The sequence below is a fragment of the Streptomyces sp. NPDC101152 genome (assembly GCF_044768275.1).
GTDB lineage: Bacteria > Actinomycetota > Actinomycetes > Streptomycetales > Streptomycetaceae > Streptomyces.
On the sequence record NZ_JBIWPO010000086.1, the window covers coordinates 1 to 18,643 of the forward strand.

At 73.1% G+C, this 18,643-nt stretch carries 19 protein-coding genes; 11 read left to right on the forward strand and 8 right to left on the reverse strand.

What is annotated here, in order from left to right:
• Positions 1–973 (reverse strand): GNAT family N-acetyltransferase (locus ACIRVK_RS43375; protein ID WP_404257344.1); only part of this gene is annotated, 973 nt, incomplete at its 3' end.
• Positions 974–1,232: 259 nt separating this feature from the next.
• On the opposite strand from ACIRVK_RS43375, the gene ACIRVK_RS43380 reads away from it, so the two are divergent.
• The 5 genes from ACIRVK_RS43380 to ACIRVK_RS43400 all read left to right on the forward strand — a co-directional run bounded on the left by ACIRVK_RS43380 (position 1,233) and on the right by ACIRVK_RS43400 (position 6,583).
• On the forward strand, positions 1,233–2,108 hold the full coding sequence (locus ACIRVK_RS43380; RefSeq protein ID WP_404257378.1) for a universal stress protein: 876 nt from the start codon (positions 1,233–1,235) through the stop codon (positions 2,106–2,108).
• A 25-nt stretch (positions 2,109–2,133) separates the two neighbouring features.
• Entirely contained in the window at positions 2,134–4,509 is a 2,376-nt protein-coding gene (locus ACIRVK_RS43385) for a glycoside hydrolase family 65 protein (RefSeq protein ID WP_404257346.1), read from the forward strand.
• A gap of 114 nt (positions 4,510–4,623) precedes the next feature.
• Complete coding sequence (locus ACIRVK_RS43390) at positions 4,624–5,304, forward strand: universal stress protein (protein ID WP_404257348.1); 681 nt, start codon at positions 4,624–4,626, stop codon at positions 5,302–5,304.
• Between the two features lie 36 nt (positions 5,305–5,340).
• On the forward strand, positions 5,341–5,586 hold the full coding sequence (locus tag ACIRVK_RS43395; protein ID WP_404257350.1) for an SHOCT domain-containing protein: 246 nt from the start codon (positions 5,341–5,343) through the stop codon (positions 5,584–5,586).
• A gap of 19 nt (positions 5,587–5,605) precedes the next feature.
• Entirely contained in the window at positions 5,606–6,583 is a 978-nt protein-coding gene (locus ACIRVK_RS43400; protein WP_404257352.1) for an Acg family FMN-binding oxidoreductase, read from the forward strand.
• A 65-nt stretch (positions 6,584–6,648) separates the two neighbouring features.
• Here the strand turns inward: ACIRVK_RS43400 and ACIRVK_RS43405 are convergent, their stop codons facing one another.
• Both ACIRVK_RS43405 and ACIRVK_RS43410 read right to left on the reverse strand, forming a co-directional pair.
• Positions 6,649–6,855, reverse strand: a complete 207-nt coding sequence (locus ACIRVK_RS43405; RefSeq protein WP_404257354.1) for a helix-turn-helix transcriptional regulator — start codon at positions 6,853–6,855, stop codon at positions 6,649–6,651.
• A gap of 9 nt (positions 6,856–6,864) precedes the next feature.
• A complete protein-coding gene (locus ACIRVK_RS43410; protein WP_404257356.1) occupies positions 6,865–7,272 on the reverse strand; it encodes a hypothetical protein in 408 nt (135 codons plus the stop codon).
• 163 nt (positions 7,273–7,435) lie between these two features.
• Between ACIRVK_RS43410 and ACIRVK_RS43415 the strand changes: the two genes are divergently transcribed.
• Positions 7,436–7,855, forward strand: a complete 420-nt coding sequence (locus tag ACIRVK_RS43415; protein WP_404257358.1) for a hypothetical protein — start codon at positions 7,436–7,438, stop codon at positions 7,853–7,855.
• Positions 7,856–7,878: 23 nt separating this feature from the next.
• On the opposite strand, the gene ACIRVK_RS43420 is transcribed toward ACIRVK_RS43415, so the two are convergent.
• The 5 genes from ACIRVK_RS43420 to ACIRVK_RS43440 all read right to left on the reverse strand — a co-directional run bounded on the left by ACIRVK_RS43420 (position 7,879) and on the right by ACIRVK_RS43440 (position 13,517).
• Positions 7,879–10,212: a heavy metal translocating P-type ATPase gene (locus ACIRVK_RS43420; RefSeq protein WP_404257360.1), complete on the reverse strand. Its 2,334-nt coding sequence runs from the start codon at positions 10,210–10,212 to the stop codon at positions 7,879–7,881.
• 174 nt (positions 10,213–10,386) lie between these two features.
• Positions 10,387–11,379 carry an Acg family FMN-binding oxidoreductase gene (locus ACIRVK_RS43425; RefSeq protein ID WP_404257362.1) on the reverse strand — a complete coding sequence of 331 codons (993 nt, stop codon included), beginning with the start codon at positions 11,377–11,379 and terminating at the stop codon, positions 10,387–10,389.
• 123 nt (positions 11,380–11,502) lie between these two features.
• Positions 11,503–12,207, reverse strand: a complete 705-nt coding sequence (locus tag ACIRVK_RS43430; RefSeq protein WP_404257364.1) for a response regulator — start codon at positions 12,205–12,207, stop codon at positions 11,503–11,505.
• Positions 12,208–12,357: 150 nt separating this feature from the next.
• The gene (locus tag ACIRVK_RS43435) at positions 12,358–13,056 is read right to left on the reverse strand and encodes a CBS domain-containing protein (protein WP_404257366.1); all 699 of its coding nucleotides are present in this window, start codon (positions 13,054–13,056) and stop codon (positions 12,358–12,360) included.
• Positions 13,053–13,517, reverse strand: a complete 465-nt coding sequence (locus ACIRVK_RS43440) for a cyclic nucleotide-binding domain-containing protein (protein WP_404257368.1) — start codon at positions 13,515–13,517, stop codon at positions 13,053–13,055. The genes ACIRVK_RS43435 and ACIRVK_RS43440 overlap by 4 nt, the downstream gene beginning before the upstream one ends.
• A 427-nt stretch (positions 13,518–13,944) precedes the next feature.
• On the opposite strand from ACIRVK_RS43440, the gene ACIRVK_RS43445 reads away from it, so the two are divergent.
• The 5 genes from ACIRVK_RS43445 to ACIRVK_RS43465 form a co-directional block, all read left to right on the forward strand.
• Complete coding sequence (locus tag ACIRVK_RS43445) at positions 13,945–14,556, forward strand: hypothetical protein (RefSeq protein ID WP_404257370.1); 612 nt, start codon at positions 13,945–13,947, stop codon at positions 14,554–14,556.
• A 150-nt stretch (positions 14,557–14,706) separates the two neighbouring features.
• Positions 14,707–15,612: a universal stress protein gene (locus tag ACIRVK_RS43450; protein WP_404257372.1), complete on the forward strand. Its 906-nt coding sequence runs from the start codon at positions 14,707–14,709 to the stop codon at positions 15,610–15,612.
• Between the two features lie 27 nt (positions 15,613–15,639).
• Positions 15,640–16,662 (forward strand): zinc-dependent alcohol dehydrogenase, encoded by a 1,023-nt coding sequence (locus tag ACIRVK_RS43455; protein ID WP_404257374.1) that lies wholly within the window; start codon positions 15,640–15,642, stop codon positions 16,660–16,662.
• Positions 16,663–16,667: 5 nt separating this feature from the next.
• Entirely contained in the window at positions 16,668–17,522 is an 855-nt protein-coding gene (locus tag ACIRVK_RS43460) for a universal stress protein (protein WP_404257380.1), read from the forward strand.
• A 151-nt stretch (positions 17,523–17,673) separates the two neighbouring features.
• Positions 17,674–18,643 (forward strand): GNAT family N-acetyltransferase (locus ACIRVK_RS43465; protein WP_404257376.1); only part of this gene is annotated, 970 nt, incomplete at its 3' end.

Consider the following 18,643-nt stretch of genomic DNA (forward strand, 5'->3'; position numbering starts at 1 on the left):
CGGACTCCTCGGTGTTGGCCACGCCGAGGCATTCAGGGCCGGCCAGCCGCATGTCGTAGCGGCGGCAGGCGCCCATCAGCGCGCCCGCCTGGTGGGCGTCGAGTCCGCCGGAGACGACGAGCAGGGCGCGTACACCCGCCTTCCCGCACTCCTCGGCCACCTGGGGGACGGCCGGCCCGGGAACGGCGACGACGGCCAGGTCGGGGGCCTCGGGCAGCGCCGTCACGGAGGGATACGCGTGCACTCCGGAGATCGAGGAGACCTCCGGATGTACGGCGAAGACCCGGCCCCGGAACGACCCTCGGCAGATGTTGCGCAGGATCGCACGGCCCAGGGACCCGGGCTCGCGCCCGGCGCCGATCACCGCGACGGAGTGGGGCCGCAGCAGCGGGCGCAGGCTGACGACGCCGGCGGTCCGGGCCCGGGTGTCGACGGCGCTCAAATAGCCCTCGTCCTCGGTGAGGTGCACGGTCCAGGACACCTCGGGACCGTCGCAGCGAGGCAGAGCGCGCAGCCCGAGGTCGCGGAAGACCGCCCTCAGCTCATGGTTGTCGGCGAGGACGTCCGCCGTGAAGGCGGTGACGCCCGCCGTGCGGGCCGCGTCGGCGAGGTGTTCCACCAGCAGAGTGGCCACACCGCGGTCGTGCCAGCCCTCGGCGACGGCCAGGGAGATCTCGGCCGTGGTGCCCGGCGGTACGGTCTCGTACTCGGCCAGGCCCACGATCCTGTCGGCCCGCTCGGCGACCAGGGCGCAGTAGCCCGGCCTGGCGGGTCCCGCACCGGCCACCCGCTCGGCGGCCTGGGCGGCGGAGGCCCGGCCCACGGTGAAGAACCTCAGCCGCAGGTTCTCCGGCGACATCTCCTCGTACAGCCGCCGCACCGCGTCACGGTCACGGTAGTCGGCCCGCCTGATCCGGACGGTCGTGCCGTCGGTGAGCAGCGCGTGCACGGGTGTTTGCCGGACGTCGGTCATGGCACACCTTCCCTCCAGGTATCGCCCTCAGCGTCCGGTCGGGGCCAGCGCCGTTCCAGGGGCTGACCGGGCCGGACGCCGGGCCGAGTGGCCCTCGCGGGCGCGTGTGGCGAGCGCGCCCTCCGACGTCCCTGCGCATGGGCCGAACGGCCCCGGCCGGGGCCGGTGCTCCCCTCGTGCATCCCGGCCGGCGGTGCGACCGTGGACGTGGAGCCCCGTGCCGCACATCGGTGCGGCCAGGAAGACGGTGAGGACAATGATGGAGCTGCCTCTTGTCGTAGGCGTCGACGGATCTGCTGCGAGCCTGACGGCGGTCGACTGGGCGGTGGACGAGGCCGCCCGGCACGGACTGCCGCTGCGGCTGGTGTACGCCTCCCTGTGGGAGCGTTACGAGGGCGCGGTGCCGTCCACCGGTCTTGAGCGCCCCTCGGAGCAGGTGATGGCGGAGAACACGGTGGGAGTGGCGACGGAGCGTGCCCAGCGCCGCAACCCCGAGGTGAAGGTCTCGGCCGAGGTCGTCCCCGAAGAGGCGGTGGACGCGCTGCTGCGCGAGGGCAACAACGCCTTCGCGCTGGTGACCGGATCGCGCGGGCGCGGTGAGATCCAGGGACTGCTCCTCGGCTCCGTCGGCCTGGCGGTGGCGTCCCGGGCGTACTGCCCCGTGATCGTGGTCCGCGGCGACAAGGCCGGGCTCGCGGGCACGCACGAGCGGATCGTGCTCGGGGCGGGGGACCCCGCGACCGGCGCCGAGGCCGTGCGGTTCGCCCTCCGGGAGGCCGAGGCGCGCGGCGGCGTACTCGACGTGGTGCGTGCCTGGCGCTGCCCCGCGCGCGAGGGCGCCGACCATCCCCGGATGGCCGGGGACGCGGCGCATCAGCACGAGCAGGAGGCGTCCGCGCTGATCGACGCGCTGCTGCAGGACACGACGGCCGACCACCCGGCGGTCCGGGTGCGCCGCAACACGGTCGAAGGCCCGGCCCGCGCGGTGCTGCTGAACCGTTCCGCTGCAGCCGACCTGATGATCATCGGAGCGCGCCGCAGGGCGGGCCACTTCGGTCTCCAGCTCGGCCGGGTCGGCCACACCCTGCTGCACCACGCCGACTGCCCCGTGGCCATCGTGCCGCAACGGGTGTGAGCGTGAGGGTGCGGGGAGGCCGGCGGTGTCGGACTGGATCTGGGAGTACGACGGCTACGACCCCGTGGACGAGAGGCTACGGGAGTCACTGTGCACTCTGGGCAACGGCTGCTTCGCCACCAGGGGTGCACTGCCGGAGTGCGCCGCGGACGGGGTGCACTACCCGGGTACCTATGTCGCGGGCTGCTACAACCGGCTCACCTCCGAGGTGGCCGGACGGCGGGTGGAGAACGAGGACATGGTCAACCTGCCGAACTGGCTGCCGTTGCGGTTCCGGCTGCCCGGCGGACGGTGGCAGACGCCCGACACCACGCCCGTGCTCGAACACCGGATGCGTCTGCACCTGGACTCGGGGCTGTTGGAGCGCTCGACCCGGTACGATCTCGGTCGACGTGAGTCGTTGACGGTGCGTCAGCAGCGCCTGGTGCACATGGCCGATGCCCATCTGGCGTGCCTGCGCACCGAGTTCACCGCCGAGGGTTTCTCCGGTGACCTCGACGTCGAGGCAGCCCTCGACGGCGGAGTCACCAACGCGGGTGTGGCGCGCTATCGCGACCTGGACGGCCGCCATCTCACCCATGTGCACACCGGTAACGCCGTCCCGGACACGGCCTGGCTGCGCTGCCGCACCCGGACCTCGGACATCCGGATCGGCATGGCGGCCCGGCTCACCGCCGACGCGCCCGTCACCACCCGGCACGAGGAATCCCGCGCCGTCCAGCAGCTGCGACTGCGACTGAGGGCCGGCCGCACGACCACGGTGGACAAGACCGTCGCTCTGCACACCTCACGGGACCCCGCCATCAGCGACCCGCTGTGCGCCGCGATCGAGCGGGTGGGCCGGGCACCCGGCTACGACGACCTGCTGGAGTCGCACCTCACGGCCTGGGACCAGCTCTGGTGCCGGGCCGAACTGGACGTCCCCGGGGAGTCGGGTCGCATCCTGCGCCTGCACCTCTTCCACGTCCTGCAGACCCTGTCTCCGCACACCGCCGACCTGGACGTCGGAGTGCCGGCCCGCGGCCTGCACGGTGAGGCCTACCGGGGGCATGTCTTCTGGGACGAGCTGTTCGTGCTGCCCTACCTCGATCTGCACTTCCCCGAGGTCTCCCGCGCGCTGCTGCGCTACCGCCACCGTCGCCTGGAGCAGGCGTGCACCGCCGCGCGCGAGGCCGGCCGCAGGGGCGCGATGTATCCCTGGCAGAGCGGCAGCGACGGCCGCGAGGAGAGTCAGGTGCTGCATCTCAACCCGCGCTCCGGGTGCTGGCTGCCCGACCACTCCCGGCTGCAGCACCACGTCGGTTCGGCGATCGCGTACAACGCGTGGCAGTACTGCCAGGCCAGCGGGGACACCGAGTTCCTGCACACCAAGGCCGCCGAGATGCTGCTGCAGATCGCGCGGTTCTGGGCCGACGCGGCCGTCTACGACGACCGCCTCGAACGGCACCGGATCAAGGGCGTGATGGGTCCCGACGAGTACCACGACGCGTACCCCGGCGCCGCTGCCCCCGGCCTCGACGACAACGCGTACACCAACGTCACCGCCGCCTGGGTGCTCACCCGGACCCTGGAACTGCTCGACTCCCTGCCCGAGCCCCGCCGCCGCGAACTCGTCGCGCGTACGGGCCTGGACGGGGGCGAACTGGAACTGTGGGAGGACGTCTCCCGGACCCTTCACGTGCCCTTCCACCAAGGCGTCGTGAGCCAGTTCGAGGGCTACGGAGACCTTGCCGAACTCGACTGGGCAGGCTACCGCCGGCGCTACGGGGACATCCGCCGACTGGACCGGATCCTGGAGGCGGAGGGCGACAGCGTCAACTGCTACCAGGCCTCCAAACAGGCCGACGTTCTGATGCTCGGCTACCTCTTCTCACCGGACGAACTCCATTCGATGTTCAAGCGGTTGGGGCTGCGGCTGGACGCGGACACCTGGCAGCGCACCGTCGACTACTACCTCCACCGCACCAGCCACGGCTCCACCCTCAGCGGTGTGGTCCACGGCTGGGTACTGGCCCGCGCCCGGCGCGCCGAGGCCTGGAAGTACTGTCAGGAGGCGCTGCGGAGCGACATCGCCGACCTGCAGGGCGGCACCACCGGGGAGGGCATCCATCTCGGCGCCATGGCCGGCACCCTCGACCTCGTCCAGCGCGGGCTGACCGGTCTGGAGACCCGCGACGGCGCGCTCTGGGTGGACCCGGTGCCGCTGCCGGAGCTGTCGTCGTACGGGTTCGCCCTGCGCTACCGGGGCCACTGGGGCGTGCGGCTGCGGCTCGCGCACGGGCGGCTGGAGATCGCCGTACCGGCGTCGGACCAGTCCCCCATCGACGTGCGGCTGCCCGATCGCGTGGTGTGTCTGCGGCCGGGGGAGACCGGAGACCTGCTGCTCGCCGGGCGGGCCTGAGTCGGCGGCTTGGGCCCAACGGCCCCTCGGGACAGACCTGACGGCCCCTGTCCGCGCGCCGGCGCGACCCCGAGGCTGGTCGTAGGAGCAGTCCGAGCGAGGGAGATGCGGGTCATGTCGGCGCCGGTGATCGTCGGGGTGGACGGATCGGCCGAGAGCCTGGCCGCCGCGGCCTGGGCCGCCCGGGAGGCGGAACGCCGTGGCCGGGGGCTGCGGCTGGTGCATGCCCGGGAAGGGAGCCCGCCCGCAGGAGACGAGGGCTCGGCGAGCGCCGTGCAGCGCCGCCTGGCGCGGATGGCGTTGCGGCAGGCGGAGGAGCACCTCCGCGAGACCGGCCCGGGCACGCGCCTTCAGGACGAGCCGGCGGAGGGACCGGCGGTCGCCGCGCTGCTGCGGGCGGCCGTACAGGCGGACCTGCTGGCGCTCGGCTCCCGTGGACTCAGCGGGTTCACCGGCTTCCTGGCGGGGTCGGTGTCGCTCGGCGTGGTCGCGAGGAGCACACGGCCCGTGGTTCTGGTCAGGGCCGGGGAGCGGCCCGAGGACGAGCACATGCCGGCCTCGGAGGCCGGCATCTCCACCCGGACCCGCTTCCGGGACGTGGTGCTGGGCGTCGACGTGGACGACCCGGCGGAGGCGGCCATCGACTTCGCCTTCGAGGAGGCCCGGCTGCGCCACGCGCGGCTGCGGGTGGTCCACACCCGTCCGATGCGTGCGGCGGTCGACCACACCGCACCCGTCACGCACGCCGTCATCCACCGCGTCGGCCGCCCGGTCGGCGTGGTCCCGCACTCCTGAGAGAGGTGACCCGCTGTGTACTGGTACCACCACGGAATGAACGGCTGGGGTTGGTTCACGATGTCGATCGGCATGCTCCTGTTCTGGGCCTTGCTCATCACCGTCGGCGTGCTCCTGTACCGCACCCTGGGCCGCGGCTCGGACCGCCCGCAGCCCCCTGCCGGAACCTCGCCCGAGCAACTGCTCGCCGAGCGGTTCGCCCGCGGCGAGATCGACGAGGAGGAGTACCGGCGCCGTCTCGCCGTGCTGCGCACGGACGGTCCGAGCCTCACGAAGCACTGAACACCGAGGAGGTGCGCCCATGCCGACGCCACCACTCGACGAGACGACCGTCGTGGCACTGGTGTCCGCCGCGACGGCCGCGCCCTCCCTGCACAACGCGCAGCCCTGGCGCTTCCGTCACCACTCGGCCGTGCGCACCGTCGAACTGCGGCCGGACCTCAGCCGGGCCATGCCCCGGAGCGACCCCGACCACCGCGCCCTCCACCTCGGCTGCGGCGCGGCCCTGCTCAACCTGCGGGCCGCGGCGGCGCACCACGGTTTGCCCGCGCGGACCGTGATCCTGCCCGATCCGTCCGACCCGCGGCTGCTCGCCACCGTCCACCTGACCGGGACCGATCCTCCCGACCGTGAACTGGCCCTGCTGTTCCCGGCGATCACCCGCCGTCACACCAGCCGCCACCCCTTCGAGGAGAAGGCACTCCCAGCCGACGTCCAGGACGCACTGCGGGAGGCCGCCGCCCAGGAGGACGTACAGCTGCTCTTCCCCGACCAATGGCACGTCGAGGCGCTGCTCGACCAGGTCCACGACGCCGAAGGACGCGACACTCTGGAACCCGAACGTCTGGAGGAGCTACGGCGCTGGATCCGAGCCGGTGAGGGGAGCGCCGACGGCATTCCCGCATACGCCTTCGGCCCGCGCAGCAGGTCGGGCCGTGCACCGGTACGGGACTTCGCCGGACGCGCACATCTCCCCGACCGCCCGGCCGTCGCCTTCGAGACCACCCCCAACCTGGCCCTGCTGGGCACCGCCGGGGACCGCCCCGCCGACTGGCTGCGCGCGGGACAGGCGCTCGAACGGGTGCTGCTGCTGGCCACGCTCCACGGGCTGGCCACGGCACTCACCTCCCACGCCCTGGAACACGCCGACCTGCGCGCGCTGGCCCGCGACCCCAGGTCGGCCATGGGATTCGTGCACATGGTGCTGCGTCTGGGGTACGGGCCGGCGGGCAGCGCGACGCCGCGCCGCCCGGTCTCCGACGTGCTGGAGACGGTCTGACTGTTCCTGACACGGCGACACCGGGCGCTTCGCGCTCTTCGAGGCCAGGCCCGCGGGGCTCGATGTCAGGTCGTTTCCGTCCGGTCAGGATGGAAGATTTCCTCGATGGCCAGGCCGAAGACGTCGGCGATGGTGAACGCCAGGGGCAGGCTGGGGTCGTATCGCTCGGTTTCGATGGCGTTGATGGCCTGCCGGGAGACGTGGCACCGGTCGGCCAGGTCGGCCTGGCTCCACCGGCGGGCTGCCCGCAGTTCGCGTAGTCGGTTCTTCACGATGCGCCGTCACCGGTGCAGGCGGGTGCGCAGGTCCGCGATCGTCAACCAGAGACCCACGCCGCCGAGGAGGATCGCCTCCGCGAGCTGATGAAGCTGGATGATGCCAGCGGCGTCGAGCAGGGTAGCCGCTTGCAGTCCTACGAGGACCGCGGCGAACGCGATGGCCATGCTCTCCAGCTGAATCCTGCGCAGGTATTCGTCCGCGCGCCGGAACGCCCGCCACAGCACCCAGACGATGGCGAGGGTGAAGACGGCGGTGGTCGCGATCCACCAGGCCTTCTGGCCGGTGCTCGGGTCGGGGTTGCTTCCCAGTGCGAGGGCTATCACGCCCAGCGTGGACACGGGTATGCCGTCGATGAGCACAGCACGGCGGGCTGCACGGGTCATCTGGTCCTGCTGCACCTGGTCTGTCATGCGATGAATGTAAGGTGTCCTTTCCATGAAGTCAAGTTCCCTTGACTTCATGGAAAGGACACCTTACACGGCACTCTCGATCCAGGCTTGAGCGATGGCCGCGTCGTCCGCCCTCCGAGATGCTTGCCATGAATCGTGAGGATTCCTGGCACCATTTCCCGTTATGCAGCAGTTGCCTGGCCCGTGCCCTGCCCATCTGATCCCCGACGTCACCCACCGGTTCGATGCTGCGTATCGGGCGGCCAAGACGCGGGGTGCCGTGTTCGTGGGCATCGAACGCGAGGGTGAGCGGTGGACGGTGAAGGCGGATGCACTGACCGCCGGTCCGGCCCACGTCGTTGCGGAGGCCGTGAACGTCGCTCTGCGGGCCGCCATCGTCCGCCTGGTCCACGAGCGGGAGGCGGGCCCGGACGCCTTTGCGGGCCCGGTGTACTTCATGCTGCACGGAGTGCCGAGGGAGACGCGGGCCCGCGAGCTCGCCGCCGCCTTCCATGCCGCCCTGCACGGGGATCTGGGTCCGCTGCGCCGTGCGGTACCCGGTGCCGACGTCGATCAAGACGCCGGCACCGACATCGACGGTTGACGCCCCGGTGACCCGAGCGAGCCTCACGGAGCGAGGGAGAAGTAGCTCTCCTCCTCCTGCGTGAAATGCAGGCGCAACACGGTGTTCAGACCGTAGAGGCAGGCCCGGAGGTCGTCGAGCTGCTCGGGGGACAGCGTGCCGTCCGGGCCGGCCAGCGCGAGATGGGTGGCCACACGTCGGGCCAGCCGCTCGATCTCGGCGTGCGCGCGGCTCATGGTGGCCGTGGCCTCCGGGCCGCCGAGCGTCGGGGCGAGCGCGGGATACAGCTGGTGCTCCTCGGCGTACTCGTGCGGCAGCAGCCGCTCCGTGAGCAGCCGGTGCACCTCGGCCACCGGGGCCAGGGAGCCGGGTCCCGGACCGTCCGTCAGGTGGTCGGCGGCGTCACGCACAGCGTCCAGGACGTCCCGCAGGTCGTCGTGTTCCGCCGCGAAGCGGTGGATGAGGGCCTCCGTCGACGGTGGCAGCGCGGGCCGCCCGTGCCCGTCGTCGCGCAGCACGCGCAGCGCGTTGAGGATGACCGCGACGTCGATGGCCTCCTGCAGCAACGCGCCGACTGCCGGTGCGAGCAGCCCGAAGGCGGCCGCGACCATCGCGACCAGCGACAGCACCATGCCACCCAGCGCGCTCTGCACGGCGATGTGCCGGGCCCGTACGGCGATGGCCACCGCGTCGGCCAGGCGGTCCACCCGGTCGGTGGTCAGGACGATGTCGGCGGCTTCCGATGACGCGGTCGAGCCGCGGGCCCCCATGGCCACGCCGACGTCGGCGGCGGCGAGGGCGGGGGCGTCGTTGACCCCGTCGCCCACCATCACCGTGACGGCGCGTTCGCGTTCGGCGCGCACCGCCGCGACCTTGTCGGCCGGGGCGAGACCGGCGCGCACGTCGTCCAGGCCCAGCACGGCGCCCACCTCGCGCGCGGGCTCGGCACGGTCGCCGGTGAGCATCACCAGCCGCCTGATGCCGGCCGCGCGCAGCCGCCGCAGGGTGCGCGGGGCGTCGGGGCGCAGCGGGTCGCGCAGGAGCACGGCACCGACCGGGTCGCCGTCCACGCAGAGCCAGGCGACGGCCGCGCCGTCGAGAAGCGCCCGGTTGTCCACCGACCGCGCCCACCGGGGCGGTCGAGCGTCGTCGTCCCGCCTGCCGATCGTCATGCGGCGCCCGGCCACCGTGCCGGCCGCACCGCGGCCGGGCTCCTCCGACACGTCCGTCGGCACGGACAGGTGCAGGCCCCGCTCGTGGGCCGCGTCCACCACGGACTGCGCCAGGACGTGCGGCGAGTACTGGTCGAGCGAGGCGGCCAGCCGCAGTACCTCGGCCTGCTGCCAGCCGGGTGCGGCGACCACGTCGAGGACGCGGGGCCGGCCGGCCGTGAGCGTGCCCGTCTTGTCGAGCAGCAGCGTCCGGGCCCGGCCCAGGTTCTCCAGCGCTCCGCCGTCCCGGATCACCGCGCCGAGCCGGGAGGCCCGGGACAGACCGGAGACCACGGCCACGGGCGCCGCCAGCAGCAGCGGACAGGGCGTCGCCACCACCAGGACCGCCACCGCGCGCACGGCAGAGCCGCTCAGCAGCCAGGCCGCCCCGGCGACCACCAGGGACAGTGGCAGGAACCAGGCCGCGTACCGGTCGGCCAGCCGCACCACGGGCGCCGACTCCGCCCCGGCCTGTCGGGCAAGGCGCACGATCCCGGCGTAGGTGCTGTCCCGCTCGGTCGCGGTGGCCCGCACTTCGAAGGCGCCGCCCCCGTTGACCACGCCGCTGCGTACCGTCTCGCCCTGGGCGCGCCGCACGGTCAGCGGCTCGCCGGTGAGCGCGGACTCGTCCAGCACGGCCTCCGCCCCGGCCACCCGGCCGTCCACGGGCACGACCTCGCCGGATCCCACGACGAGCAGGTCACCGACGGCGACCTCGGCCGAGGGCACCGTGCGCACGCCGGCCGGGGTCAGCAGCCGTGCCGTGCGGGGCGCCCGCTCCAGCAGGGCGCGCAGATCGCGTGAGGCACGGCGCTGCGCCGTCGCCTCGAGGGTGCGGCCGGTCGCGAGCATCAGCGCGATCAGCGCGCCCGCCAGATACTCGCCCACGGCCAAAGTGCCGCCGAGGGCCAGGACCGCGATCGCGTCGACGCCGCCGTGACCGCGTCGCAGGTCGGCGAGGACCCAGCCGACCGCCGGGAGCACGGCGGCGACCGTGCCCGTACCCCAGCACAGGTCGGCGAGTCCCGGAGAGCCCGCGAGCCGGAAGACGCCGCCGACGACCAGCGCGACGGCCGTCACGGCCAGCAGCAGCGGTTCGATCCTCGGCGGCACGAACAGCGCCGTGCGCAGGCGACGCAACTGTTTCCGTGCGGTGACTCGGTCCATGACGGCCTCACAGGAAAGTTCGGTGCGGCTCAGTCGTGCGGGACGACGACGGGGCACGCGACGTGGCGCAGGGCCGCGCGGATGCCCGCCCATCTCCAGGCTGGCCGTCGACGAAGTGCCGTACGAGGGCCGGACGGTACGTGTCCGGGCCCGTGCGGCCCACTGCGCCTGCCCTCAGACGGTCGCTGAGACGGGAGCGCCGTCCCATGCCCTCCACGCCGGACGGCGCGGCGAGGGCGGTCCCTCGGGGCCGTAACCCAGACGCAGGACCATCTGGGCATGGGCGCGCCGCTCGTCCGGCGAGGACGTCAGCTGATCGCGCAGGTCGGGCCACTCCACCGCCTGGTGCAGGAGGGAGGCGCGCACGCCGTGGGCGGTGGCGACCAGCAGGACCCGTTCCAGCGCCTGTCCGGCGCGCAGCCAGTCCGCCCGGCGGTCGTGCGCGGTGGACAGCACGGCGATGGAGGGCCGCTTCTCGAAAGGACGGGCGGGCAGTACGGAGGGGTGGCGGTGGGCGCCGAAGTCCCGCAGGGGAACGCGCTCGCGGTAGTCCTGCGGTCCGACGGCCGCCGGAGGAATCCCGAGCGCGGTGTGGTCCGGTTCCCGCACCCAGTGCCGGCTCTCGGCGGAACGGTCCGCGTCCGCGGTGTTGCGCAGTTCGCCCTCGCGGGTCAGCCGCAGTACGCGGTCGACGCCGGCAGGTCCGGGAAGGCTCAGGAGCGCGCCTTCCGCGTGAGCGGCCTCGGTCAGCTCGGTGAGCAGGGTGGTGGGCAGCGGCCGGTCCGAGAACGGGAAGCGGCTGCTGTGCCGGCGCCACAGAGCCTCGTACAGCTGCGGCGGAGCCGTGGAGCGCAAGGCCCCGGCCAGCCGTACGGTGGCCAGCAGGTCCGGTTCGCCGGGGCGGGGCAGCAGCCGGGTGATGGGTTCCCAGCCGAAGTGCGCGACCGCGAGCCGGAGGTTGAACACCGCGCAGCCCACCGAGACGTGCAGTGCGCGCCCCGCCGGGTCGGCGTGGCGCAAGGTACGGCCGGGCGTCGCGCGGACCTCCAGCGTGACCGTGTCCGGATCGAGGCGGAACCGCCAGGGCTGGGTGTTGTGCACGGAGGGCGCCGCCACGGCCGCAGAGACGAGCTTCTCCAGGGTCGCGACGTCCAGAACCGTGGTCATGGGGGCCTCCTCCCCGCCCTGCGGCAGTCGGGCCGATGGTGACCCCACCCACGGTGGTCCCGAGCGGGCCGACGGGGGAGGGGCCGTACGGCCTCCGGATCCGCCGTACGGCCCCTCTGTGCGTCAGCGGCGCACGGGGTGTGCCCCGGCCTCGGGCTGCTCCAAATGCGAGGCGAGCACGGCGGCCTGCACCCGCCGCTGCACGCCGAGCTTGGCCAGCAGCCGGGAGATGTGGTTCTTGACGGTCTTCTCCGAGAGGTACAGCTGCTTGCCGATCTCGCGGTTGGTCAGTCCGTCCCCGATCAGGCCCAGGATCTCCCGCTCGCGCGGCGACAGGCTCGCGAGCTCGGGGGAGAGCTCCGGGGGCCCGGCGGGTTCGGTGCGCAGGGTGCGCATCAGCCGGGCCGTGGTCGCCGGGTCGAGCATCGACTGGCCCGAGGCGACCGTGCGGACCGCGGAGACGAGGTCGGAGCCCCTGATCTGCTTGAGCACGTACCCCGACGCCCCGGCCATGATCGCGTCCAGCAGCGCGTCCTCGTCATCGAAGGACGTCAGCATCAGCACCGCCAGCTCCGGCATCCGGCTGCGCAGCTCACGGCAGACGGAGATGCCGTCGCCGTCCGGCAGGCGCACGTCCAGGACTGCCACGTGGGGGCGTACTGCGGGAGCGCGGACCAGGGCGTGCTCGACGTTCTCGGCGTCGCCGACCACGGAGATGTCCGCCTCGGCGTCCAGCAGGTCCGCCAGACCGCGCCGGACGACCTCGTGGTCGTCGAGCAGGAAGACGCGGATGGGGTTCTGCGCCGTGAAGGTGCGTGCCTCGGTCATCTGGGCCTCCCGTTCCCCGGTGTGGCGGACTACGGGCCGCCCTCACGCGATCATGACGCGCCCGAGGCGGTCGCACTAGGGCCGACCGGCCCTACTGCCGAACCTATGTCGCTCAGAACCGCAAGGGGAACGAGCTGCCCCACCGGGATGTCAGTGCGGGGCCGGACGCTTTCTGGACAGCTCTGCGGCCGGGGTGTCCTCGCCCAGGTCGAACCGCACGTCCACGACGCCCTCCACGGCCCGGGCCAGCCGTGCCGCGACGGGGACCAGGGACCGGTCCCTGACCCGCCCGGTGAGCAGGACGACGCCCTCGCGGACCTCGACCCGCACCGCGGACGCCGGGAGCGGGAAGAGATAGGCCACGACCTCGCGCCGTACCTCCTCGGCGATGGACTCGTCGTCACGCAGGAACACCTTCAGCAGGTCGGCCCGGCTGACGACACCCTCCAGTCGGCCCGTGGCGTCCACCACCGGCAGCCGCTTGACCCTGGCCCGGGCCATCGTCCGGGCGGCCTGCGCGAGGGTCGCGTCGACCTGCACCGTGAGGGCGGGGGCGGTCATCAGCTCCTCCGCCGTGATCGAGCCCGCCTTGGCGAGGTCGGACAGCCGGCGCAGTTGTGTGTAGCGGTCGGGGTCGCAGTCGCGGAACTCCTCCTTGGGCAGCAGGTCCGCCTCGGAGACGATCCCGATGACGTGGCCGTCGCCGTCCACCACGGGCAGCGCGCTGACCCCGTGGTCCTGCATGGCCCGCACGATGACCTTGAACGCGTCCTGGGGACGGGCGGTGACCACGGAGCGGGTCATCACGTCGCCGACGATGTGCGGCGTCGCGTGCGAAGTGGTCGTCATCGCATGCTCCCGCTGCCATAGGGGGCGTACAGGTCCAGCAGGCGGGTACGGGCCGCTCGCAGCCGGGCGGCCACGACCTCGCCCACCCAGCGGGCGACGCTCTCGCCGAACGCAGGGTCCTGCTGGCACATCTCGCGCACGGCCACGGCGTCGAACTCGAACGCCCGCACGGGCGTCGCCGCCTCGGCGCCCAGGTGCCAGGTGTGCGGGGCGAACAGCCAGGACCAGCCGACGAGGTCGTTGTGCCCGAGGGACTCGATGACGGCGGCCCGGCGGCCGGGCACCCGCATATCCAGCTCGACCGTGCCGGTACGGATGATCCAGAAGCGGTCGGCATGGCCGCCCTCATGGAAGAGACGGGTGCCTTCGGGGATCGACACCTCCCGGGCCACCTTCAGCAGCCTCTCCCGGTGCTCGGCGGGCAGCGCCCGCGGCAGGCTGGTCGTGACGGGACCGTTCATGGCTGGCCTCCCGGAAGGCGCGTGCGGAACTGCCAGTTCCAGCGTGTGCGCCCGGAATGTCGGGGGCCATGGGCCACCCGGCCCCAGGAAGGGGCCGTCCGGCCGGTGATCGGCCGACCGAGTCGGCCAGGCCGTACGCCACCAGGTCGCCCAGCAGGTACCGGGCTGACTCGCCGGGGTGCTCGCCCTGGACAGGCCCGGCGTGTGCCGGGTGACACGGCACTCCTTCCGCAAGGTGCGTACAGGATCTCCCGCCCGCCGCCGTGGCGAACCGACCCGCTGTCACGGCCGAACAGACCCGCCGGAAGGGGCCTTTCAGCCCAGGCGCCACCGCCTTTCGGCATCCCGTGCCGGGCGTGAGCCGAGAGCACATTGAACGGTGCAAGGAACCAGCCGCACACACCGACTCCCTGAAGGGACCACGATCATGGCAGTCCACGAGCACCCGCATCGGCATGCGGGAATGCGTCTTTCGTTGCGGTGGCGGACGGGGACGGCCGAGGCCACCGCCGCTTCGACGACGGCAGTGAGCGCGTACGTCCTCGCCGGGCTGCGTCTGCTGACGGGGTTCGTCTTCCTGTGGGCGTTCCTCGACAAGACCTTCGGTCTCGGCTACGCCACCCAGTCAGGCAAGGGCTGGATCGACGGCGGCTCGCCCACCAAGGGTTTCCTGAGCTCGGTGGCCGCCGGCCCCATGGAGTCGACGTTCCACAGCTGGGCCGGCGACACCTGGGCGGACTGGCTGTTCATGCTGGGCCTGCTCGGCATCGGCCTCGCGGTCATGTCCGGTGTCGCGCTGCGGCCGGCCGCGGTCGCGGGCACGGCGATGATGGCCCTGATGTGGATCGCCGAGTGGCCGCCGGCGAAGCACCTCTCGGACGGATCGCCGAGCATGTCCACCAACCCGTTCGTCGACTACCACCTCATCTACGCGGCGGTACTGATCGCCCTGGCGGCCCTGGGCGCGGGTGCGACCTGGGGGCTGGGCCGGGCATGGGCGCGGTTGCCCTTCGTCGAGGGCAACCGCTGGCTCCAGTAACAGCGGACGCGGCGCGGCGGGGCCCGCACGGGGGTCCGCCGCGCCCTTCCGGTTGGGCCGGTCGGTCCCGGCAGGGGACGAGCGACCCCTGCAGTGGAGAGCCGCAGTTCACGAGGCTGGAAGCAGATCCCCCGACGAGGAGGCAGAACCATGGTCCGCACTGTTGTCGCAGGTCTGGACGGCTCACCCGAGAGCCGCGCCGCGGTCGAGTGGGCGGCCCGCGAGGCGGAGCTGCACGGTCTGCCACTCAAGATCGTGCACGCCTGGGAGCCGGTTCCCGACCCGATCGCCCAGGCCCCCCTCGTCGGCGGTGAGACCCTCCAGCACTGGAGCGAGAAGATCCCCCGCGAGACCGGGGAGGGCGTCGAACTGAGCCATCCCGGACTCGAGGTCGTGACGGAGCAGGCCTCCGGCCGACCCGCGGACGTCCTGACGGACTCGGCGAAGGACGCGGAACTGCTGGTCCTCGGATCCCGGGGGCTCAGCGGCGTCGGCGGCTTCATGATCGGTTCCGTCGGACTGTCCGTCATCGCCCACACCGAACGTCCGGTGGTCCTGGTCCGGGCCGGCGAGCAGGCCTCCGACGAGCATGAGCCCGACCCGGCGGGTGTCCCGTCGGCCGTCACCCGCTACCGACCGGTCGTCCTGGGCCTCGACGTCACCGGGCCGGACGCCTCGGTGATCGAGTTCGCCTTCGAGGAGGCGGTCCGGCGCGGCGCCTCTTTGCGGGCCGTGTACGGCTGGAACCTGCCGCCGTACTACACCTACGGCCTGGCGGGCGACTCGGCCTTCCACGAGGAGATCGCGGGGCAGCAGGCCCGCGCCCTGGCGGGGGTGCTGACTCCCTGGCAGGCGAAGTACCCGGCGGTCGAGGTGAGCGCCGAGTCCCGCCCGGGCAGCGCCGCCGATCATCTCGTCGACGCCTCCCGCGAGGCATCCCTCGTCGTGGTCGGCCGCCGCATCCGGCGCAGCCCCGTGGGCGCGCACATCGGCCCCGTCACCCACGCCGTCCTGCACCACGCCACCGCCCCCGTCGCCGTCGTCTCGCACGGCTGACCTGTCCCCCCTTGAGGAGTTGACCCCATGAAGGCAGCGGTCGTACGAGCCTTCGGCGAGCCCTTGGTGATCGAGGAGCGTCCCGACCCGGAACCCGGACCCGGACAGGTCCGCGTCCGCGTCGAGGCCTCCGGCCTGTGCCACACCGACATCCACGCCGCGCACGGCGACTGGCCCGTCAAGCCGAACCCGCCGTTCGTCCCCGGCCACGAAGGTGTCGGTCTCGTCGAGAAGCTCGGCGACGGCGTCACCCACCTCACGGTGGGCCAGCGCGTCGCCGTGCCCTGGCTCGGCAGGGCGTGCGGACGGTGCGAGCACTGTCTGTCCGGCTGGGAGACGCTGTGCGAGCAGCAGATCAACACCGGGTACGGCTGCGACGGCGGGTACGCCGAGAAGATGCTCGCGTGGGCCGACTTCGCCCAGCCCGTGCCCGACGGCATCACCCCCTACGAGGCGGCTCCGCTGACCTGCGCGGGCGTCACGACGTACAAGGCTCTGAAGGTCGCCGACGTCAAACCGGCACAGCTGGTGGCGATCTCCGGAGTGGGAGGCCTCGGCCATCTCGCCGTGCAGTACGCGAAGATCGCCGGCGCCACCGTCGCCGCGATCGACGTCACCGACGAGAAGCTCGACCTCGCCGCCGAGCTCGGCGCCGACCTGGTCGTCGACGCCCGCAAGGAGAACGTCGGCGAGGTGCTCAAGGCACACGGCGGAGCCCACGCGGCCATCGCGCTCGCCGTGAACGAGGCGGCCTTCTCGGCCGTCAACTCCGGGCTGCGGCGCGGCGGGAAGCTCGTCATGGTGGCCCTGCCGGCGCACGGCACCATCCAGGTCCCCATCTTCGACACCGTCCTGGGCGGCACCAGCGTGATCGGCTCCATCGTCGGCACCCGGCAGGACCTCACCGAGGTCTTCCAGCTGCACGCCGCCGGCCGCACGAGGGTCATCCACGAGACCCGTCCGCTGGCCGCCGTCAACGAGGCCATCGACGCCGTACTGCAAGGCCAGGTCAAGGCCCGGATCGTCTTCGACCTGGACACGGGGCGGTGACGACGATGGAACTGCCCCTGGTGGTGGGCGTGGACGGGTCCGAGCCCAGCCTGCGCGCCGTCGACTGGGCCGCCGACGAGGCCGCCCTGCGCGATCTGCCGCTGCGGGTCGTGTACGCCTCGTTGTGGGAACGCTACGAGGGCGCGTCCCTGGTGGGCGAGTTCGGCAGGGCGGGCGACGAAGGGCTCGCCGAGGCCATCGTCGAAGGTGCCGCCCGACGGGCCCGCGACCGGCACCCGGACCTCAGAGCGAGCGCCGAGGTGCTTCCCGAGGAACCGGAGTACGTGCTGCCGAAGCTGAGCCGCGAGGCCACCGCCGTGGTGGTCGGCACCCGCGGCCGCAGCGGACTGGCCGAGGCGCTGCTGGGCTCGGTGAGCCTCGCCGTCGCCGCGCACGCGCACAGCCCGGTGATCGTGGTGCGCGGCAGCCACGACAACCAGGCCCGCAGGCCGGTCCGCGGCCGGGTCCTGCTCGGCGTGGGGGACGACAGCGCCGCGGCCCTGCGCTTCGCCTCCGAGGAGGCGCGGCTGCGCGCGGTGCCCCTGGAGGCCGTACGGGCCTGGCGGTGGCCCGCGCACGAGACCATCGACCATCCGCTGCTGGCCGGCGAGCCCGCCCGGCTGCACGAGGAGCAGGCGGTCGAGGCACTGGAAGCGGCGCTGCGCGACGCCCCTGCCGGCATCGACGTGCGCCGACGCACCGTCGAGGGGCACGCCCGCCGGGTCCTCGCCGACCTCTCGCACGACGCCGATCTGCTGGTCGTCGGAACGAAGCGGCCGCACGGGCATCTCGGGCGCGTCGCCCACGCGGTGCTCCACCACTCCGCCTGCCCGGTGGCCGTCGTACCTCAGGGCGCGTGAGCGCACACAGCCCGTCGACGCCGGCCGCTCGGAAGCGCGCGATCTCCCACCGAGGGCCGTCCGGCCCTCCGGCCACCGCCGGTCAGCCCATGGGACCTCGCCCCGATCCGATGGACGCTCGAAGTGTAAGGAAGCCAGGAGGAGAACCGCGATGACCGACGACACGACCAGTGGGCCGCGGGTCCACGCCCTGCTGGCGGACGGCACCACCGTCTGCATCCGGCCCGTGGCGGCGGCCGACCACGACCAGCTCCAGGGGCTGTACGAGGAGATGTCCCCGGAGAACCTGCGGCTGAGGTTCTTCGGCGCGAGCCGCCGCTCCGCCGAGCTGGCGGCCGAGCGCGCCTGCACACGGCGCGCCGGACACCTGGCGTTGCTGGCCGAGCGGTCGGGCCAGGTGATCGGACTCGCCGAGTACGACACCGGAGGCGCCGGCACCGAGGCGGAGATCTCCGTCGCGGTCGCCGACGGCCTGCACCACCGCGGCGTCGGCACCCTCCTCCTCGAGCACCTCGTCTCGGCCGCCCGGGCGGCCGGCATCACCGACTTCACCGCCGACGCGCTCAGCGAGAACCGCGAGGTGCTCGGTCTTTTCGCCGACCTCGGCCTGCGCACCGCCCGGCACTTCGAGGGCCCGGAGGTGCGCTGCACCATCGCGCTCGACGAGGACGACACCTACCTCACGGCCGTGGAGGAACGCGGCCGGGCCGCCGACGTCCGCAGCCTGCACCCGCTGCTGCGGCCCGAGGCCGTCGTGGTCGTCGGCGCCGGACGCAAACCGGGCTCCGTCGGCCGGGCGGTGCTGCACCATCTCAAGGCCGGCGGCTTCACCCGCCGCCTGTTCGCCGTGAACCCCGCCGCGACCTCGATTCTCGGCGTGCCCTCGTATCCCTCGCTCAGCGCCCTGCCCAGGACCTGCGACCTCGCGGTCGTCGCCGTGCCCGCCGCCGTGGTGCCGGCCACCGCGGAGGAGTGCGGCAAGGCGGGCGTACGGGCTCTGCTCGTGGTGACCGCCGGGCTCGACGCCGACCAGGCGCAGGCGCTCAAGGCGGCCTGCCGCGACCACGGCATGCGCCTCGTCGGCCCCAACTGCCTCGGCCTGTCCAACACCGACCCGAAGC

What these genes read in the sequence shown, in the direction of transcription:
- ACIRVK_RS43380 (WP_404257378.1), top strand. Translation starts at nt 1,233, where the DNA reads ATGGAGCTGCCTCTTGTCGTAGGCGTCGACGGATCTGCTGCGAGCCTG.
- ACIRVK_RS43390 (WP_404257348.1), top strand. Translation starts at nt 4,624, where the DNA reads ATGTCGGCGCCGGTGATCGTCGGGGTGGACGGATCGGCCGAGAGCCTG.
- ACIRVK_RS43395 (WP_404257350.1), top strand. Translation starts at nt 5,341, where the DNA reads ATGAACGGCTGGGGTTGGTTCACGATGTCGATCGGCATGCTCCTGTTC.
- ACIRVK_RS43400 (WP_404257352.1), top strand. Translation starts at nt 5,606, where the DNA reads ATGCCGACGCCACCACTCGACGAGACGACCGTCGTGGCACTGGTGTCC.
- ACIRVK_RS43410 (WP_404257356.1), bottom strand. Translation starts at nt 7,272, where the DNA reads ATGACAGACCAGGTGCAGCAGGACCAGATGACCCGTGCAGCCCGCCGT.
- ACIRVK_RS43415 (WP_404257358.1), top strand. Translation starts at nt 7,436, where the DNA reads ATGCAGCAGTTGCCTGGCCCGTGCCCTGCCCATCTGATCCCCGACGTC.
- ACIRVK_RS43420 (WP_404257360.1), bottom strand. Translation starts at nt 10,212, where the DNA reads ATGGACCGAGTCACCGCACGGAAACAGTTGCGTCGCCTGCGCACGGCG.
- ACIRVK_RS43425 (WP_404257362.1), bottom strand. Translation starts at nt 11,379, where the DNA reads ATGACCACGGTTCTGGACGTCGCGACCCTGGAGAAGCTCGTCTCTGCG.
- ACIRVK_RS43430 (WP_404257364.1), bottom strand. Translation starts at nt 12,207, where the DNA reads ATGACCGAGGCACGCACCTTCACGGCGCAGAACCCCATCCGCGTCTTC.
- ACIRVK_RS43435 (WP_404257366.1), bottom strand. Translation starts at nt 13,056, where the DNA reads ATGACGACCACTTCGCACGCGACGCCGCACATCGTCGGCGACGTGATG.
- ACIRVK_RS43440 (WP_404257368.1), bottom strand. Translation starts at nt 13,517, where the DNA reads ATGAACGGTCCCGTCACGACCAGCCTGCCGCGGGCGCTGCCCGCCGAG.
- ACIRVK_RS43445 (WP_404257370.1), top strand. Translation starts at nt 13,945, where the DNA reads ATGGCAGTCCACGAGCACCCGCATCGGCATGCGGGAATGCGTCTTTCG.
- ACIRVK_RS43450 (WP_404257372.1), top strand. Translation starts at nt 14,707, where the DNA reads ATGGTCCGCACTGTTGTCGCAGGTCTGGACGGCTCACCCGAGAGCCGC.
- ACIRVK_RS43455 (WP_404257374.1), top strand. Translation starts at nt 15,640, where the DNA reads ATGAAGGCAGCGGTCGTACGAGCCTTCGGCGAGCCCTTGGTGATCGAG.
- ACIRVK_RS43460 (WP_404257380.1), top strand. Translation starts at nt 16,668, where the DNA reads ATGGAACTGCCCCTGGTGGTGGGCGTGGACGGGTCCGAGCCCAGCCTG.